Below are 17591 nucleotides of genomic sequence, written 5' to 3'. Positions count from 1 at the left end.
TATTCAATTATATTTTTCTAGAAGTGTCTCTACACCGGCATTATGATCTAAGAAGGAAAATAAATGTCTGTAGAGCAGTTTGCCATCTTTATCTAATATAAATTGTGCTGGTAATGGCGCTCCTAATGCCTGTCCAGTTCTATAAGTACGAAATGTATGGCAACTGGAATCACTCAATAATGGCATTTTTAAGCCCAAGTCTTGAACTATTATTTGACTTTGCTTTTTGTCGGTGCTAGTAATTAATAGAATTTCAATTCCCCGATTTTTAAACTGTTCATAATTTTCATTTAAGGCTTGAATATGGGGATAACAAAATGGGCAATATTGCTTTTCGGTAAAAATTCTGGTAAAGGCAATTATTACAGGTTGTTTACCTCGAAAATCAGATAGCTTAACAACAGTATTGTTAGTAATATCTGATAATTTAAAATCTGGTGTGCCTATACCCAATCTGAAATTATCTAACGCGGGTATAGGGAGAAAATTATGGAAAAATCGCTCGTTAAATAAGCCAGTAAAATCAGTTGAAGTCAACATAAGATATTCAAAATTAAAAGTTTAATTACCAAATTCCCAACTCTCTAAATATCAGCAAAGTAAATTTTAGACTTCACGGGATCAGGATTCATGGTTTTGTCCCCAGGTTGCCAATTAACAGGACAAACTTCATCGCTATGGGACTGAACGTGCTGAATTGCTTGTAATGTTCGCAGGGTTTCATCTACATTCCGACCAAAGGCTAGATTATTAATAGTGGAGTGTTGTAGAATGCCATCTTTATCTATGATAAATAAACCGCGTAAAGCAATACCAGCGGTGGGATCGAGAACGTTATAAGCGGCACTAATTTCTTTTTTGATGTCAGAAACTAGGGGATAATTTATGTCACCGACTCCACCAGATTTACGATCTGTTTGAATCCAAGCGAGGTGAGAAAATTCACTATCAACGGAAATACCCAAAATTTCTGTATTTAGTTGGCTAAATTCTGCGTAGCGATCGCTAAATGCTGTAACTTCAGTGGGACAAACAAAGGTAAAATTCAAGGGGTAGAACATCAGAACAACATATCTACCACGATAGTCAGACAATTTAATTGACTTAAACTCCTGATCTACTACGGTTGTTGCTGTAAAATCGGGAGCCTGCTGACCAATCCGGAGACATCCCTCTGTTCCATAGGTAAGTGTCATTAATCTAATTCTCCTTTAACTTTATATCATAGTTGGATTTATTTTTGAGCGCAGGCACATCGGTTAGATTGAAACTTTTAGAGTCTTGAAAAACTCATGTTTTCGGCTCAATTAGGGACTTTTTAACTTAATATCCTCAGCAGACGATTATATCATGAAGGAATATATCAGCAAATCGGCTTTTGGTGATAGGCGCTCCCATTATTTATGTGGAAGCGCATCTGAAGACTTAAAAACTAACTTCTATTTTTCAGCTAGTTATTAACATACTTACCAATCACCTGAGCAAAATCTGGTACTGCCTCTTGTACGTGTTTTTCTGCGGAATTACGGAATTTTTCGTAAGTTCCTCGCACCAGTTGGCGTTTGGTATTTTTAACCCTGGCATCAGTTACACCTAGCAGCGCATTTGCGGTCTGATTACTATTGGCTGTGAGGTATTCCACCGGTTCACCCTGTTGCACTCCTTCACTCCAAATGGGATCAATTGCAGTTAAGCAAACCGGTAGGAGGGACTCAACCACATTGGTGATATAACCCGGTTGAATTCCCTTGAGTGCAGCAAAGGCGGCTTTCATGGCCATACCGCTTATGCCTGACTTAGATGCCAGTTGTGCGTCTATCATGGTGCAGCAGTCTTGGACAATCAAGTCCTTATGACCAGAATTCATTAATTCTTCATTCAGTCCCATTTTAATACTCCTAAGTATCAAATTGCTTGATTTATTATCATATAAGTAGTTGAATAAAATTAAATTCATTCATGGAGTCAGGGAACAGGGAAAAGTATAGCATTCGGAGAATTTTGATGTTGATTGCACCCCATTATTCCCAAGATGCTTCAGCGTAGCTTGTCCTAGACATCATTCAGACTTAGTCTGTTGCTAAGGTTATGTGTCATATTCAGATCACGGGAACATAAAAACTGAAGATATCATTAATTCCCCTGTTGAACTTATCCCCTTGGGAAGTTATTATGTATGGGAGTAAGGTGCTTCTTGGCAGTCAGTAACTCAGCCCTAAAGGGACTGAGCTTGTAAGAAATTGCAAGCTGTACTGACCAGTCTAAGTCTTAACTGACTACGTTTTTTGAGTCACGACACCCTGGAATGCGTAGCTAGTTCCCTGCTCTGTCGCTTGTGATTAAACAGTTTCAAAGTCACTGAAACAGTGTTGCAAGCCTAACAAGCTCTTAAAACATTGACGTTCGCGCAAGCGTGCCGGAGGCATTCAGCTAACATTACCCCAGAAATGGGAGGCTCTTCGGAGCAACACATTATGCGTACAGAGTTGGGAAATTTGAATCGGTAATTGTCCCGTTGAAAGTACACCACAAAAGTACCCCGAATTTCTCAACTCCAAGGCGGTAATGAAAAAATATTCACAGCGGTTAAAACCGCCCGTGTCGTTTCCCTCTCAGGGAGCCAAGCCGCTGAGTTTCACGCTTACCGGGTATTCTTATGACAAAATAGCCTAAAAGATCAAAAATAATTGAGAAGACACAAATTTCAGGAGTTAATCAGTTTTACTTGAGTATTATTATTCCCCTTCCCTAAGTAGATGATACTGTGGGATATTAACTTCATTATTGAGCAATACCTTCGCCAAATTGAAAAAAGCCTTGATTCGTAGGTTGGTTTGTTGCTTAACCCAACAAAGCAAAAATAGCGCAGGTATTATGAAGATAACCCCTGAATTCTTTGTTGATAAAATTTCTATTCAAGTTTAACTGATCAGAATCAACCATAACAGTATGTCTTACGTATCTCTCCTAAAAAACATACCAGAAATATTCAGCCAACCAACGGGAATAGCCGCTATAGCTTCCCTTGGTATCCACGGCGCTATTGCCTTAATTGTGCCATTAATGCCAGTTAACTCTGGTCAATCTTCTAAAACTGACTCACCCAAAGCAGTGGGATTGATGGAACTGAGTACCGCTGATCAAAGCCGATTACCACAACCCCCTAGTACATCCCCGGTAGCTTTACAGCAACCCCAATTACCGCTACAGCAACAACTACCAGGTGCTAATTTAAGCAGTCCATTAACTAACTATCCCGCTTTACAACCGGAATTATCTAGTCAGTCGGTATTACCAGCTATTCCGAGTTCGCCAACTAACTTGAACCTTTCTTATCTGCCTAGCAAGCAATCTATTGAAAGATTGACTCGCAATGATTTACAGATAGCAATGTCTAGATTACCAAGAAGTACATATACTCCCTCGACTTCCTCGACTTCTCCTTTTGTCAATAATCTAGATCAGAGAATGAAAGAAACCGGATCTCTCGGTATTAATCGGTTACCAGAACTGCGACAAAGTCATGAAATACCTGGAGAACCACTGAATAATCCGTCTGCTGAAGCTATTGATATTGGCAGTACAACAACAGCAGGTATTTCACCACCACAAACAGTGGCATCAGGAAATAATGCTGTTAAGATTCCTCAAGGTGGAGAAAAATTAGCTTTAACAGATAATTCTAGGGGACAATCGCCAGAAATCATCACAAATGAATCTGAATCAAAAGGTAAAAAAACTGAACAATTACTGGCTAAACTGAACTCCTACAATACTCTTAGACAAAATATTCGTCAAGAATATCCCAATGTTAAAGAGAAAGGGGTAATTCGTGAAACCATCTCTACAGATACACCGGAGATGGAAGGGACAGTTGTGGGTAGATTAGTTGTAGATCCAGATGGTAAGGTTTTAGATATTAAATTCCAAGCAGGAACAGAATCGCCTAAGTTACAATCTAAGGCTAGGGAATTTTTCAGTGCTAATCCACCTCAAGCTGATAAGCAGTTAATTAGCTCTTATCCTTTCCAACTCAAGTTCCAAAATAATCCCAATTCTGCGGGAGTAAGTTCTAAGACTCAACCAACAGCCACTTCAAATACTGAAAAAGTATTTGAATCTAAAATCCAACCAACAGCGACACCAAATTCTCAAAAATTACCTGAACTCCAAATCCAACCAACAGCCACACCAAATTCTCAAAAATTACCCGAACCTGAAAATACTAAAAATCGTCCCGAAACTCCATCAGTAAATACTTCTAATTCTGTCACTTCTGAAAAATCCAGTAGTAATTCGCCGGCTGTATCTACTGAATCTAATCAGAAACTTATCCAAACTTTACGCCAAATCAAGGAAGAAAGAAAAAATCCTTAGCACCATGATCAAGGATCTGGTGCGTTACGTTATCGTTAACACACCTTACGTATCTTTTAAGAATCAAACCGGATTTCTATAGATTTGTAAGGGTTTAGCAGTGTTTATTGGTGTCAACGTAAGAACCGCCAGGGAATAAATTCCCTGTCTCATAGCTCAAGTCCGTTAAAACGGACTAATAAATTTTTCTAGTGTTTAGTCATCAAAAGAGAACTTTCGATATTAGCAAGGAACTTGAGTTCGGCATGGGGTTTTGCGTTAAGTTGACACCAATGAAGCTCTTGCTTTACCCTTACATAAAAAGACCGCAGAAATATTAGACATGGATTGGATTACTCTCCTGCGATCGCTACAATCTGACTTTCTGAAAAGGTTAACATCTAGTTGTCTACTTCATTGTGAAATAGAAGGTCAACATAGTGAATTAACTATCATTTCTGGTGAGAGATTAAAGGCATTACGGGAATTTTGCTGGTTAATGGCGGAAAAATATAAACGCACTTCCCCAGTCCGTGACGTTTTTATTAATAATCTTAAAGGTAAATTAGGCGAGGAAGTTGTTAAAGAAAGATTAGCGGATTTTATTACGGAAGTAGATTATGAAAAACGCTTTGGTGGTGATGGTAAAAGTGATTTTACACTCACTGCTAATTCTGTAATTGGCGTTGAAGTCAAATCTCGTCACGGTAGTATTGATAGAGTTAGATGGTCAGTGAGTGCAGAAGAAGTGGAAAAAAATGCAGTAATTGTTTGTATTTTGATTCAAGAAGAAGTCAATGAAGCTCAATCTGCATATCACCTTTTTTTAGCTGGATTTCTCCCCACGCAAATGATTAAATTGAAAACTGGGAAAATTTCCTTTGGAATTAATCAATTATTGTATGGTGGTGGTTTATTTTCCTATTTAGAACAATTTTCAATTTCGGCAAATTCTCATAAATCTGATTTACCTCAAAGTCAAATAATTAAACCCCAATCTACACCTGTTGATTTAACTATTTTTTATTTAAATCTCGGTGATGAATATTTCCAAAAAGGGGAATATGCAGCGGCAATTAATAGTTACAATCAAGCTCTACAGTTTAATAATAGTGATGCTGATATTTATTATAAACTCGGTTTAGTTAATTATCAATTAGGTGAATATCACACAGCAATTACTAATTATAGTCAAGCAATAAATATTAATATAAATCATCCTCAAGCTTACAATCAAATAGGTTTAGTACATTATCAAATAGGTAATTATCACATAGCCATAGAAGCTTACACCCAAGCAATTAGAATTAATCCTCATATTGCGATTAATTATAAAAATCGTGCTGATGTTCGTTCTCATATTGGTGATACTCAAGGAGCAATTGAAGATTATAATCAGGCAATTAACCTTAATCCTGATTATGCTACCACGCAAAAAGATAGACAAATATCTCGATATTTATTAGATAAACAACAGCAATTAAAGCAAATAATTGATATTGATCCTCATGATGCTATTGGTTATAAAAATCGTGGACATGATCGGGTTGAATTAGGAGATTATGAAGGAGCAATTACTGATTATAATCAGGTAATTCAAATTAATCCTGATGATATTGATGCTTATTATTGTCGGGGTAATGCTCATTTTGATTTAGGAAAATATGCAGCAGCAATTGCCGATTATACTCAGGTAATTAAAATGAATTTTCACTATGTTAATGCTTATTATAATCGAGGAAATGCCCTATTAGAAATTGCAGATAAACAGGGAGCAGTTGAGGATTTCCATAAAGCAGCAAATTTATATTGGCAAGCAGGAAAATTAGCAGAATATAAAGATACACAAGCTAGAATAATAGAATTAGAAATAGAAGCATCTTTAGATATTTTAAATTTCTAATATCAATTTTTTGTGGTACAGAATCATAAAATCATCCGTCTTTATCTGCGTTTATCTGCGTTTATCTGCGGTCAATAATTATTAAAATCTGACTTTAAAATTTATCAAAACAGTTTATAATAAAATAGTTATTAGTGAGTAACTTACAAGTATATGAATAATCAGGGCAAACAAGTTTATAATTACACCGTCATTCTCGAAAGGGAAGAAGATGGAGGCTATCATGCTTTTTGTCCCCTTCTTAAGGGCTGTCATTCTCAAGGAGATACTTTTGAAGAAGCGATCGCCAATATCACAGAAGCTGTAGAATTATATCTTGAAAGTCTCATGGCTGATAATCAACCTATTCCTAAAGAAGATTTTATTGTCAAGCCATTAACTGTTTTAGTATGAGTATTTTTCCAAGTGTCAAAGCTAAAGAGTTTATTAAAGTTGTTGAAAAATTAGGTTTTTATTTTGATCGTCAAAAGGGCAGTCACGTCATTTACAAGCATAATGATGGGCGTAGGGTTGTTATTCCTATTCATTCGGGAAAAGATATCAAACAAGGTACTTTAACAGGAATGATTCAAGATGTTGGTATTGATAAAGAAACATTCTTCAATTTGTTAGGAAGATAGGAGATACTTCTCAAATCCTCCATTTTTTTAAATTGTCGGTTATATTTAATTAACGCATCCTAAAAGCTTGCACTATCGCCTATTTCACAGTACCATCATCGCTATTTCAATAACCAAACCAACCTGAACGCCTATTTCACAAGAGTGCGATCGCACAGACTATAGGTTAAAATAAAACCTAAAAAGCCCCCCTTGTTAAGGGGGGTTGGGGGGATCAAAATGTATTTACCATACAACAAAAACCTTGTACCAAGAGCCAAGGAATTAAGAAAAAATATGACTTTGGCGGAGAAAAAGCTGTGGTATGACTATTTACGGGACTTCAAATATAGGGTTCATCGTCAACGCCCCATTGATAACTTTATTGTGGATTTTTACTGTCCTCAATTAAAGTTAGTCATTGAGGTAGATGGTGATAGTCACTACACAGAAAATGCTCAGGAGTGCGATCGCCAAAGAACGGAAATATTACAAGGTTACGGTTTAAAAGTGATTAGGTTTAATAATCATGATGTTTTGGATAATTTAGCTGGTGTTGTCACTATTATTGAAGGATTAGATCCCCCCTAGCCCCCCTTACTCAGAGGATGTTTGAAAAGTATCAGAATTAATCGAGATCCCCCCAACCCCCCTTATCAAAGGGGGGCTAAATTCCTCAAAGTCCCCCTTTTTAAGGGGGATTTAGGGGGATCTCCGGGTGTCATATCTCACAGAAAAAAGTTTTAAAGCAACCTCTAAAGAGGCAACAATAAATAAGAAATTCCCCTTTTTAAGTAAGGAAATATATCAATCAAAGTCCCCCTTTTTAAGGGGGATTTAGGGGGATCTAGATCAATTCCGATACTTTACAAACACCCTCTAAACTCCATCCCACTCAACCCAAGGCATAGTGATTCACCATTCCATTCACGATGAAGCTCAAAGGTTGTTTGTAATTGTAAACGTCTTTGATTTAATTGCCAATTAAATATTGATGATATAACAGCACCACTAATTAAAGCTCCAGGAAGGGCGCTAATAATTGAATTCAGCCACATCATTGTTTCACTCCTCCAATTGTTATACTAAATATTCGTAAAAAACATTTTTTATTATTTTTAAAAATGATGTTTAGGTAATAAACAAGTAGGGTGTGTTAGCGACAGCATAACGCACCGAATTGATGATAGAGTTGGTGCGTTACGGTGGATTGTTAATTTGGTTTTTTTGTCAAATATTATCGCCACTTAACGCATCCACAAGAGCGATCACATTAGAACATCAGCGATAACACAAAAATTTATAAAAGCTTACAAAGAGGACTGATCGCCAATACACCAGTTGCAGCAATATTACCTATGGCTAAACTAAGCAGAAGTGATACTTGATAATAATGAAGAGCAAGTCCTAAGAAGAAAGTAGCTACAGTTGTTGCTGTACCAAACGAAGAATCGGGACAAATATATGAAGCGGCAATTTGCTTTGCCAGAATAGTAGTGCTTAAGATAGTATATTCTAGCATAGAAACCTCCCCACTAGGATCGATCGCATTTACAGGATTAACCCCAGCATATAAATAATCATGCAACGTTATCGGCTGATTATTGTAACCCTCAAAAGGATCAGTCGAAACAAACCGCCCCGTAGCAGAATCATAATACCTTGCACGTAAATAATAACCATCTACCGCATCATCAAACTGCTCACCAGCAAACAGATAATTATTATCCGCATCCCCCACTTTACGGGTTAAATTACCATAAGCATCATAATCATATTCAACAACAACAGCCCCATTATTATCTGTTAATAGACGAGCGCTACCTAAACCATCTACTTGATAGTAAATACGATTATTGCCATTATCTTGAGAAATCAAGTCCCAACCGTGAGTATAGGTAGTCTTAACATCACCATTAACTTGATATTCTATCACTTGGGCATATTGCTGTTGATTATTGTCAATTAAAAAGCGAGTTTCTTCACCATCAACATTAATAGCAACTCGAATCCCATTATGGTCATATTCAAATTCAATCCGTCCCGTTTCCCCATTTTCCGTGACTTCTACTGCTGTTAATTCCCCTTTAGCATTCCATTCATATTCAGCTTGAGTTGTGCCATTTTCAACTTTAGCTTTGAGATTACCTTCATTATCATATTGATAGTTTGTAACCTTACCGCCAAGGGTTTCTTGTAATAATCGGTCATTATCATCATAACTGTAGCTAGTTGTTCCCTCAACAGAATCTATCTTTTGTAAACGATTACCTACAGCATCAAATTGATACTGAATAGTCTTATTACCAACAACAGAATCAGTGGTTTTTTCTTGGGTAAGACGATAAATATCATCATAACTATATTCAACAATCCGCCCGTCATTTTCCTCCACTTTCAGACGATTACCCATCGCATCTAAAGTGTAGGTATAACTAGAAATAACATCCGTTTGATTGCGATTTTCGAGGTAAGTTAAACGGTTTAAAAGGTCATATTGTTGATTTTCAATCACACCATTCCCAAACTCTGTTTTAATCAAATTACCTACAGCATCATAATCATAGTCAGTCACCCCATTATCAGCGTCTTTGACTGTATCAATGCGGTTGATTTTATCGTAGGTGTAAGTAGTTGTGCTGGAGGGAACGATTAAAGTAAGGATATTTCCTGCATTATCATAGGTATATTGAATCTTACGGCTATCAGGTTCAGTCCGAGAAATTAACCTATCACGCTCATCATAAACATAACTTGTCACTCCTCGATTATCGGTAACAGTGACTAATTCTCCTGTGAGAGTATAGGTAAAAGTTTCTGTTGGTGTACCATCAGAGAAAGATTTTTCAATCAACCAATTACGCTCATTGTATTTATAAGTAGTAACAACACCGTTAAAATCTGTCACCTCAATTAAATTGCCAATCTTATTATGAATTGTCTCATTTTCTTGTCCTTCCGGTAAAATTGTGGCTTGAAGACGGCGTAAACTATCATATTCAAACTTAGTGATATTTCCATTTGCGTCTTTTTGTTCAATTAAATTACCCACCGCATCATATTTATATTCCGTGCGTTGATTTAAAGCATCAATTACCGTCGTCAGTCTTCCTAAAGCATCATATTCATAATTAGTGGTATTTCCTGCTAAATCGGTTTTTGCAATAACTCTTCCTAAGCCATCATAACTGGTAGTCATTGCTGTGTTATTAGCGTAAATTGTAGAATCTAAACGATCTAAATTATCATAACTGTAAGTCGTTTTACGCCCTAAAGCGTCAGTCATGGAAATTTGTCGCCCGTCTGCATCATAAGTATAGGTGGTGACTTCATTCAGGGCATTAGTCCGGCTAATTAAGCGTTCAGCATTATCATATTTTAATTCAGTCCGATTTCCTAATTCGTCAATTTCCGCAATCACTAATCCGGCTTTATCGTATTCTTTCTTAGTGCGAGGATTATCCTCTAAATTATTAGGAGTGCTATCAGGATGAATAACCTCAATTTGTCGTCCTAATTTGTCATAGACATAGTAAGTTTTCCGTCCTAATTCATCAGTAAAAATCGTTAAACGATCTAAAGCATCATATTCATTTTTGGTGCGAGGATTATCGGTTAAAATATCTGGAGTGCTATCAGGAAGGATGGTTTCAATTAATAAACCGCGCTCATTGTAACGGTATTCTGTTCGTCTTCCTAATGCGTCTGTTTCCGCGATTTTTTCTCCTGCGGCATTGTATTCAGTTTTGGTAATACCTCTTGCACAACCACAGCTACTACCTTCAGGATCTGCTTTTTCAATTAACCGCCCTTGTGCATCATAGATGTAATTGGTAATTGCTCCTAAAGCATCGGTGACACTTTTAACCCGTCCATTATTATCATAAGTAAAGGTAGTTTTTGCACCAGTAGGATCGATTAATTCAGTGAGATTGCCAAAATTATCATAACTAAAAGTGCTGGTTTTATTATTAGCATCAATGACTTTTGTTAATAATCCATTTGCACCATAGTTATAGGTAGTGACATTACCTTCTGCATCTTCTCGTTGAGTGAGATTGCCACTAACATCATAAGTGTAAGTGGTTTTATTGCCTAAAGCATCGGTTTCTGTAAGGATGTCGTTTTTAGCATTGTAGGTATAGGTTTTAGTGTTACCTTCTCCATCAGTTTCTATAAGCTTATTACCCCGATTATCATAGGTGTAACTGGTGGTATTACCTTCTGGATCTGTTTCACTCAAAAGGTTATTATTAGCGTTGTATGTTCTTAAAGTAATACCTCCCAATTGGTCAACTTCTTGAATCACATTACCTTGTTTATCAAAAATTCGAGTAATGTTATTACCGAAAGGATCTTTGATAGTTTGACTAGAAGCAGCAGCATCAAAGTTAATTTCTAATTCATTGCCATTAGCGTCAATAATCTTGCTAATTTGTCCATTTTCATCGTATTCCGTGCGAACGCTAGTTCTGTTTAACGGATCGATGACTTTAGTGAGGTAGTGGTCGCGTTGAGCTTGATACTTGAAAGTAGTTTCGTTATTAGTGCGATCGCCAAACTCGATGAGATTGCCATTTGTGTCATAGCTGTATTTCAAGGATTTGCCATCGGGGTCAATGATTTCCGTAATCCGCCCCTGAGTATCGCGGATAAAGTCAATTTTTGCTCCCGTAGAACTGGTAATGCCGTTGTCGGTGTAGGTCAGTTTGTTGGCGTTGCGGTCTACTATAGTCTCTAATCCTTCATATTGGTCATAAGTGTACTTTGTCCCATCCTTCGTCGTCAGAATGTAATCGCTGGGATTGTAGGTCAAACCAAACAAGTAGATACCAAAAGAGCCATCCTTCAGGCGCATAATCGGTACATAAGGAACTTCCAAAGTTTCATAAACGCCTGGATCTGGGGTAAATTTCGGTTGCCAAGCATAATAGTCTGGTCCCAAGAAAATTCCAGCACTGGCACTAAACACTTCAGGGGTAAAGGTAAAGCCCACACGCCGTCCATCAGGTGTGGTCAGTGTTACCCGCGTTCCTTCCGTAAAGGAATTGCCGCCAAAGAAATCATCAAAATTGAGATCGACCCCTGTGGGTGCTGATTCCACAATTTGGGCATCTTGTAAGCCGAGTTCCCAACCATAACCAAAGTCACCTTGGAAATTAGCATCGAGACTGCTATAACGACGAGTCACTTCAATGGGAATTCCGGTTAAGGGAATGGATAGATCGGTATAGTCGAGGCTGAACTCTCCGGGTTTCGTTTGAGAGTCAATGCCGACTCCGAACCCTTCAACTGTGATATTCCCATTAATATCTTGGGCATAAATCCTGACAAAGTAATTATCGTTACGATAAAGAGCAGGATCAATGCTTGCTAATATCCCATCAATATTGCCTGTTCCTTCTGCAATCGTGATGTAATCAGGATCTTTAGCGGCGGGATTACTGAGATCGATTAAGCTAACAGGAGCAAGTTCAACTCGATAAAATTCTAAATTCTGATCGTTAATCTTACCTTTAACTTCTGTCTTTTGACGAATAACCAGATTCAATGGGTCAAAACCACTTAAATCAAGCTTGGCGATCGGTGCTGAGGTGTCATTGGGATCGAGTACCCGTACAGAAAGGGTTTCCGTATCCTTATTGCCAGCCAAGTCTGTGGCCGTTGCCACTACTGTAAAGATTCCCGGTTGAGTAAGCTGCACAGAAGCTGTACTGATTCCACCGACAATGGCGTAATCTGGATCTAAAGTTAAGGAATTACCGTCAAAGGAAAGGTCTAAATCAGCCAAACCAACATTATCAAAACCTTGAATTTGTAAGTTAATAGTTTCGCCCCGCTCAAAAACATTACTGCTAAATCCCAGATAGACTTGAGGAACTTCGGTATCAACCGTAACTTCAATAACGTTAAGACTATAGTTTTGCGTAGCTACTCCACCTTTACCATCGCTAACTTCAATCGCTACGGCATTATTGCCAATGGCATTTGGATTCCAAGTAATTAGTCCATTTTCATCAATTGCCATGCCATCTGGAGGATTTTTTAAGGTGTAAGTTAGAGTATCTCCGTTAGCATCAGTAGCTCTTATCTGATAACGATAAGGAACATCAGGAACAGTAAGAGTAACAGGTTCAGAAATAATCAGTGGAGAGCGATTTTCTGAAGTGGATCTTACATTGCCAAAATTAATATTCTCGACAATTCCTCCTACATCTAATTCAACAGTATAGAAGTCAGGTCCAGAAATACTGCCAGTTGGAAAAGTTTGCTTAAAATCAGGTGGAATTATTTCCCGAACAGTGTAATTACCAGACAAAAGGTTATTAAATTCATATTTCCCTGTTTCATCAATATCAAGAGTGCTGAGGTCATCTTCTGCCGTTAATTTAACAGGTTCATCTGGGTCAAGCTTGCCATTATTATTGCTGTCTAAATAAACACTAACTCCTGCTAGTCCTGGTTCATTAAGACCGAACTCCCAAGATAAAATGTCATGATTTCCCCAACCAGCAGCAATACCCGAACCAAAACCAACAAAGAAATTTTCTTGATCTAAAACTTCGGGAATATTAACTATTGTGGAGACAGATACTTCTTGAGGACGTGTATCTCCTTGAGCTACCCTAGCCTCTAAAGTTTGTGATTCGCCATTATAATCAATCCAAACAGTCCAAATTTCTCCATCATTGAAACGACCGTCAATATTAGTTTGTGCTATGGAGTTCAAATCTCCATTCAGATCAATACCGATATGATTTCCACTAACATCACTGATTCCAAAGGGATTATTATTAAAAGTATCTAATTCGATCGCAATGCTATTGAGTAAGCCGCCATAGCCTAGTCCTCCTCCGTAACTACCTAAAGTATCCGTGGGAGAAATAATAAATGTAATACCATCAGCACCTACTCCATCTTCATCAGATATGCCCATACTAGAGGTGATGGCAAATTCAAACTTGGTTGAAAATGATAAAATATTTCCATCTTCATCTACAAGATCAAAAGGATTTTGGAGTAGAGCATTACCAGAAGTGTCAACACGAAAACCTCTATTTCTCGTTAATCTTAAGGCAGTTTCTCCGCTTAAGTCAGACTCAACAATAGTGGTGTCACCTTTTAGGCTTAATCTTGATATGTCGTCAAAATTGGAAAATATCGCTAAATCTCGCAATCCATTTTTATTCAAATCTTCCCACTTTGTACCTCTGATAGTTCCTAGATTCTCATTCATAACATCAACGGTAAAGGTTTGAGTATCCTTTCCACCGCGACCGTCGCTGACTTCGAGATTAAAGTTATAAAATGGTTTCAAAACTCCTGATGGCGTGAAGCTCAATAATCCATCTTCGTCAATTTCTACTTCTTGTAGGGCATTGAGAAGAGTATAAGTAAGTGCATCGTTATCAGGGTCAATTGCTGCGATTTGATAAGTGTACGTTGTTTGCTGGGTGGTATCGAAGACTATTTCAGGAGTGCTGGTAATTTCCGGTGCGCCGTTGATTCCTTCCCTTGTCAAAAACTGGCGCGTTTGTCCCTGATTTCCCGCCGCATCTGACACCATCAACGAGTAGGGAGCTTTTCCGGCAGAGGGCAGGGCAACATCATTAAACCTAAATGCTCCCGTGTCATCAGCGACTGCTTTCTGCTGAGTCTCAACCAACATTACTTCCAGACCCGGATCTGTCTGGCCGATGAGATTAACTTTATAGGCAGTGGTAACGTTATCCCCCTTCTCTCCAGTATCGCTTTCGGAAGCTAATTCAAAGCTCAGAGGCGGAGCAATCCAGTCAAGGGTAAAGCTGACCGTAACTATCTCGGATTCTTGACCAGAGCTATTTTTTGCTTTTAACTCAAGGAGATAAATTCCATTGGGCAAGGTATCATTACTTAAAACATCATATTGCTCAAAAGAGATAGTAAAACTGCCGTCTTCATTCAGCGCACTGCTAATATCAACAAAGCCATTGCCGTTGAGATTCCCTTGCAGAGAAGTAGCCCCCTGTGTCTGTCCGTTAACAGTGGGGTCGAGAGTCAGGCGATCGCTGTTACTTACTCCCGTATCGTTGGTGAGCGCTGCGCTAATGGTTGGAGTTTCAATGTTTTCATCAACATCAATGACGTTGATGGTGAAGTTCTCACTGTAGGTCAGAGAGCTATTACTATTATCAGTGGCAGTAAGAGCGATCGCAATTGTCGGTTCGGTTTCATAATCAAGGCTCTGACCACCTTTGAGCTTTAATTGGAGAATGCCGTTATTGTTGATGACTTCAAAGCGATTGTTGCTGACAGTAACGGTATTGTTGCGGAAGGTAGCTACCTGATCAGGATCAGTAACAGTAATATTCCCAATAACTGCACCTCCGCTATTTTCGGTAACGCTATTGTTATTTAGGGCGATATTAGTCGGGGTTTCATTAACATTAGTGACGTTGATGGTGAAGTTCTCACTGTAGGTCAGAGAGCTATTACTATTATCAGTGGCAGTAAGGGCGATCGCAATTGTCGGTTCGGTTTCATAATCAAGGCTCTGACCACCTTTGAGCTTTAATTGGATAATGCCGTTGTTATTGATGACTTCAAAACGACTATCATTGACCGTAACGGTATTGTTGCGGAAGGTAGCTACCGTATCTGGGTCAGTTATTGAGATTGTGGCGATCGCTGCACCAGAAATATTCTCCTCAACAATGTCATTATCTAAGGCAATATCAGTCAATGTTTCATTAACGTTAATAATATCGACAATCAATGATTGTTCATAGCTTAATCCCTTGACATCAGTAGTCCTAACACGAATTCTGTAGTTCGGTTTATCTTCAAAATTAGGGGAATCTTTAATTTTAAGTTCATTTCCAGTAATCGTAAAAGCAATATTATCACTATCTCCCTCTCCAGAAATTAGGTTATAGGTAAAAATGTTTTCTAGATCAGGATCAATAGTATTAAATACTCCAATAACGGTATTATGATTAACATTTTCTTGTTTACTACTTGGCGTTAACTTTAATTCTCTAGGAGCTTGATTTTCATCATTATGCTCACTAATGGGATTTCCTAACTCAAAGCGGAACACTAAGTCATTAAAATCTTTATCTCCACCATCAAAAATATCTTCCCAACCCATTTGGTTACTAGAATAATGAATTAGATGATTTAAGTTATCTGGGTTAGCTTCAGCATAAGAAAAGTAAGCTAAAGCTTCACCATTAGGATTGTTATTGGGATTAGTTTGTAAAAATCCTTGGCTGGTATTGTCAGCAATCAAATACCAACCAATATATTGATTTCCTTCTAGAGAATATTCTTTAACTCCGCTATAGTTACCTTCTCCAAAAGTGACTTGATAATTATCTTGTTTAAAAACTTCTTTTGCATAATTAGCATCATCAGGAGAAATGCCATTAATATTACCATTGATATCATCAACATAATAAAAACCAATTTCGTTTTTATAAGCTGCTTCATTAGATAAAAATTCAACGGTTAATGGCACTGTTTGAGTATTATTTTCTCCAGCTTTAAAGCCCTTCTCGAACACATTAAACACTACATCATTAAAATCTTTATCTCCTCCTCCGGTTAAGTCTTCCCAATTAAAACGATAAATATTATTACCTAGATTGGTGCTGAGAACATGATCAAAATTGTCTGTATTTGCAGATGTAATGGATGAGAAAATATTGATACAATTGGGGTTATTTAAATATTCTGCGCTATTACCATTTTGAATTAAATAAAAACCAACATAATCTCCAGCTTTAAAATCTAGTTGTTTCCAGTTTCCTGCACTACTTCCTTTGCTAAAAATAACTTCGCTTTTTTCTGAATTTAATACTTTTTGGAAATAACCTGCTTGTTGGGGTGAGACTCCATCTATTTTTCCTTCAGGATTATCAAATACTATAATTCCAACTTCATTGTTATATTGTGCTTCTCGTTGTGTCCATTGAAAAACTAAAGTCGTATCTTCAGTTACGGCTAAAGTTTCTCCTATATTGTTAGTTATTTTAAATGCTGATTTTTCAATATTGATAAATTGATCATTAAATTGAATAATTCCATGATCATTTTCTGCTTTTAAGCTATTTAATTCTTCTGATGTCAATGATTGATTAAATACTAGCTTTGCAAAAATATCTCCTTCGTCTCCTTGACTATCTGTCTCATTAATTTGAGCATCAAGAAAATGTCCAAATTCTTCTGTAATTACTTGAGCAATTACTTCTGTTGAATTAGAGTTTACAAACTCATTCCCCAAAAAGATAGTATTAATAGATTCGGCATAAGCTCCATTAGCATTACCTAAAATTTCTGAATTGATAACACTAATTTGTACATCTTTAAAACCGTCATTAATTTGACTTTGTAACAAAGATTGTGCTAAGTTTATTTGATAATCTCCTCCATAAGCAATACCTAACCAGTCATCAATGTTAGAATTAGTGATAAAATTGCTAAACTTTTCTCTGATTAAATAATCCGCAGAGATAATTTTTTCTGGGAGAGAATAATTTGTTATCCCGTTAACTAATTCGCTTTCTATGCTAAATATTGCTGATGTATTTTGAATATGAGTCAAAGGGTTGAAAACTTCGGAGGAAAGCCCATAAGCCCCGTCGCTGTAGGAGGTAGAAATACCTGTTGAAAAAATAGAAAGGTCTTGAGGATTTATTGAAGAATAAAACATAACGAAGACTATCTTTATTCAAAAAATACTGTATACTTGT

General features: G+C 37.3%; 10 protein-coding genes. 5 read left to right on the top strand and 5 right to left on the bottom strand.

The annotated features are described in order from the left end of the window. Window positions 1-3: 3 nt before the first annotated feature. The 3 genes from ANA_RS12400 to ANA_RS12390 all read right to left on the bottom strand — a co-directional run bounded on the left by ANA_RS12400 (window position 4) and on the right by ANA_RS12390 (window position 1888). On the bottom strand, window positions 4-540 hold the full coding sequence (locus ANA_RS12400; RefSeq protein ID WP_015080407.1) for a peroxiredoxin family protein: 537 nt from the start codon (window positions 538-540) through the stop codon (window positions 4-6). 44 nt (window positions 541-584) lie between these two features. Beyond that, entirely contained in the window at window positions 585-1196 is a 612-nt protein-coding gene (locus ANA_RS12395) for a peroxiredoxin (RefSeq protein ID WP_015080406.1), read from the bottom strand. Window positions 1197-1450: 254 nt separating this feature from the next. Then, window positions 1451-1888 carry a DUF6918 family protein gene (locus tag ANA_RS12390; RefSeq protein ID WP_015080405.1) on the bottom strand — a complete coding sequence of 146 codons (438 nt, stop codon included), beginning with the start codon at window positions 1886-1888 and terminating at the stop codon, window positions 1451-1453. A 1061-nt stretch (window positions 1889-2949) separates the two neighbouring features. On the opposite strand from ANA_RS12390, the gene ANA_RS12385 reads away from it, so the two are divergent. The 5 genes from ANA_RS12385 (at window position 2950) to ANA_RS12365 (ending at window position 7449) form a co-directional block, all read left to right on the top strand. Next, window positions 2950-4377 carry a hypothetical protein gene (locus tag ANA_RS12385; RefSeq protein ID WP_015080404.1) on the top strand — a complete coding sequence of 476 codons (1428 nt, stop codon included), beginning with the start codon at window positions 2950-2952 and terminating at the stop codon, window positions 4375-4377. Window positions 4378-4699: 322 nt separating this feature from the next. Then, window positions 4700-6259, top strand: a complete 1560-nt coding sequence (locus ANA_RS12380; protein ID WP_015080403.1) for a tetratricopeptide repeat protein — start codon at window positions 4700-4702, stop codon at window positions 6257-6259. 153 nt (window positions 6260-6412) lie between these two features. Further along, window positions 6413-6652, top strand: coding sequence for a type II toxin-antitoxin system HicB family antitoxin (locus tag ANA_RS12375; protein WP_015080402.1), 240 nt, complete (start codon window positions 6413-6415; stop codon window positions 6650-6652). Then, window positions 6649-6879 (top strand): type II toxin-antitoxin system HicA family toxin, encoded by a 231-nt coding sequence (locus ANA_RS12370; RefSeq protein ID WP_015080401.1) that lies wholly within the window; start codon window positions 6649-6651, stop codon window positions 6877-6879. The genes ANA_RS12375 and ANA_RS12370 overlap by 4 nt, the downstream gene beginning before the upstream one ends. Before the next feature lie 219 nt (window positions 6880-7098). Continuing rightward, entirely contained in the window at window positions 7099-7449 is a 351-nt protein-coding gene (locus ANA_RS12365) for an endonuclease domain-containing protein (RefSeq protein ID WP_174782864.1), read from the top strand. A gap of 275 nt (window positions 7450-7724) precedes the next feature. Here ANA_RS12365 and ANA_RS12360 read toward each other — a convergent pair whose 3' ends face one another. Further along, window positions 7725-7919, bottom strand: coding sequence for a hypothetical protein (locus ANA_RS12360; protein WP_015080399.1), 195 nt, complete (start codon window positions 7917-7919; stop codon window positions 7725-7727). A gap of 239 nt (window positions 7920-8158) precedes the next feature. Next, window positions 8159-17551, bottom strand: coding sequence for a DUF4114 domain-containing protein (locus tag ANA_RS24610; RefSeq protein WP_015080398.1), 9393 nt, complete (start codon window positions 17549-17551; stop codon window positions 8159-8161). Between the last annotated feature and the right edge of the window lie 40 nt (window positions 17552-17591).

The sequence above is a fragment of the Anabaena sp. 90 genome, assembly GCF_000312705.1.
GTDB lineage: Bacteria > Cyanobacteriota > Cyanobacteriia > Cyanobacteriales > Nostocaceae > Dolichospermum > Dolichospermum lemmermannii.
This window is presented reverse-complemented; position numbering and strand designations above follow the sequence as displayed.

What these genes read in the sequence shown, in the direction of transcription:
- ANA_RS12400 (WP_015080407.1), bottom strand. Translation starts at nt 540, where the DNA reads ATGTTGACTTCAACTGATTTTACTGGCTTATTTAACGAGCGATTTTTC.
- ANA_RS12395 (WP_015080406.1), bottom strand. Translation starts at nt 1,196, where the DNA reads ATGACACTTACCTATGGAACAGAGGGATGTCTCCGGATTGGTCAGCAG.
- ANA_RS12390 (WP_015080405.1), bottom strand. Translation starts at nt 1,888, where the DNA reads ATGGGACTGAATGAAGAATTAATGAATTCTGGTCATAAGGACTTGATT.
- ANA_RS12385 (WP_015080404.1), top strand. Translation starts at nt 2,950, where the DNA reads ATGTCTTACGTATCTCTCCTAAAAAACATACCAGAAATATTCAGCCAA.
- ANA_RS12380 (WP_015080403.1), top strand. Translation starts at nt 4,700, where the DNA reads ATGGATTGGATTACTCTCCTGCGATCGCTACAATCTGACTTTCTGAAA.
- ANA_RS12375 (WP_015080402.1), top strand. Translation starts at nt 6,413, where the DNA reads ATGAATAATCAGGGCAAACAAGTTTATAATTACACCGTCATTCTCGAA.
- ANA_RS12370 (WP_015080401.1), top strand. Translation starts at nt 6,649, where the DNA reads ATGAGTATTTTTCCAAGTGTCAAAGCTAAAGAGTTTATTAAAGTTGTT.
- ANA_RS12365 (WP_174782864.1), top strand. Translation starts at nt 7,099, where the DNA reads ATGTATTTACCATACAACAAAAACCTTGTACCAAGAGCCAAGGAATTA.
- ANA_RS12360 (WP_015080399.1), bottom strand. Translation starts at nt 7,919, where the DNA reads ATGATGTGGCTGAATTCAATTATTAGCGCCCTTCCTGGAGCTTTAATT.
- ANA_RS24610 (WP_015080398.1), bottom strand. Translation starts at nt 17,551, where the DNA reads ATGTTTTATTCTTCAATAAATCCTCAAGACCTTTCTATTTTTTCAACA.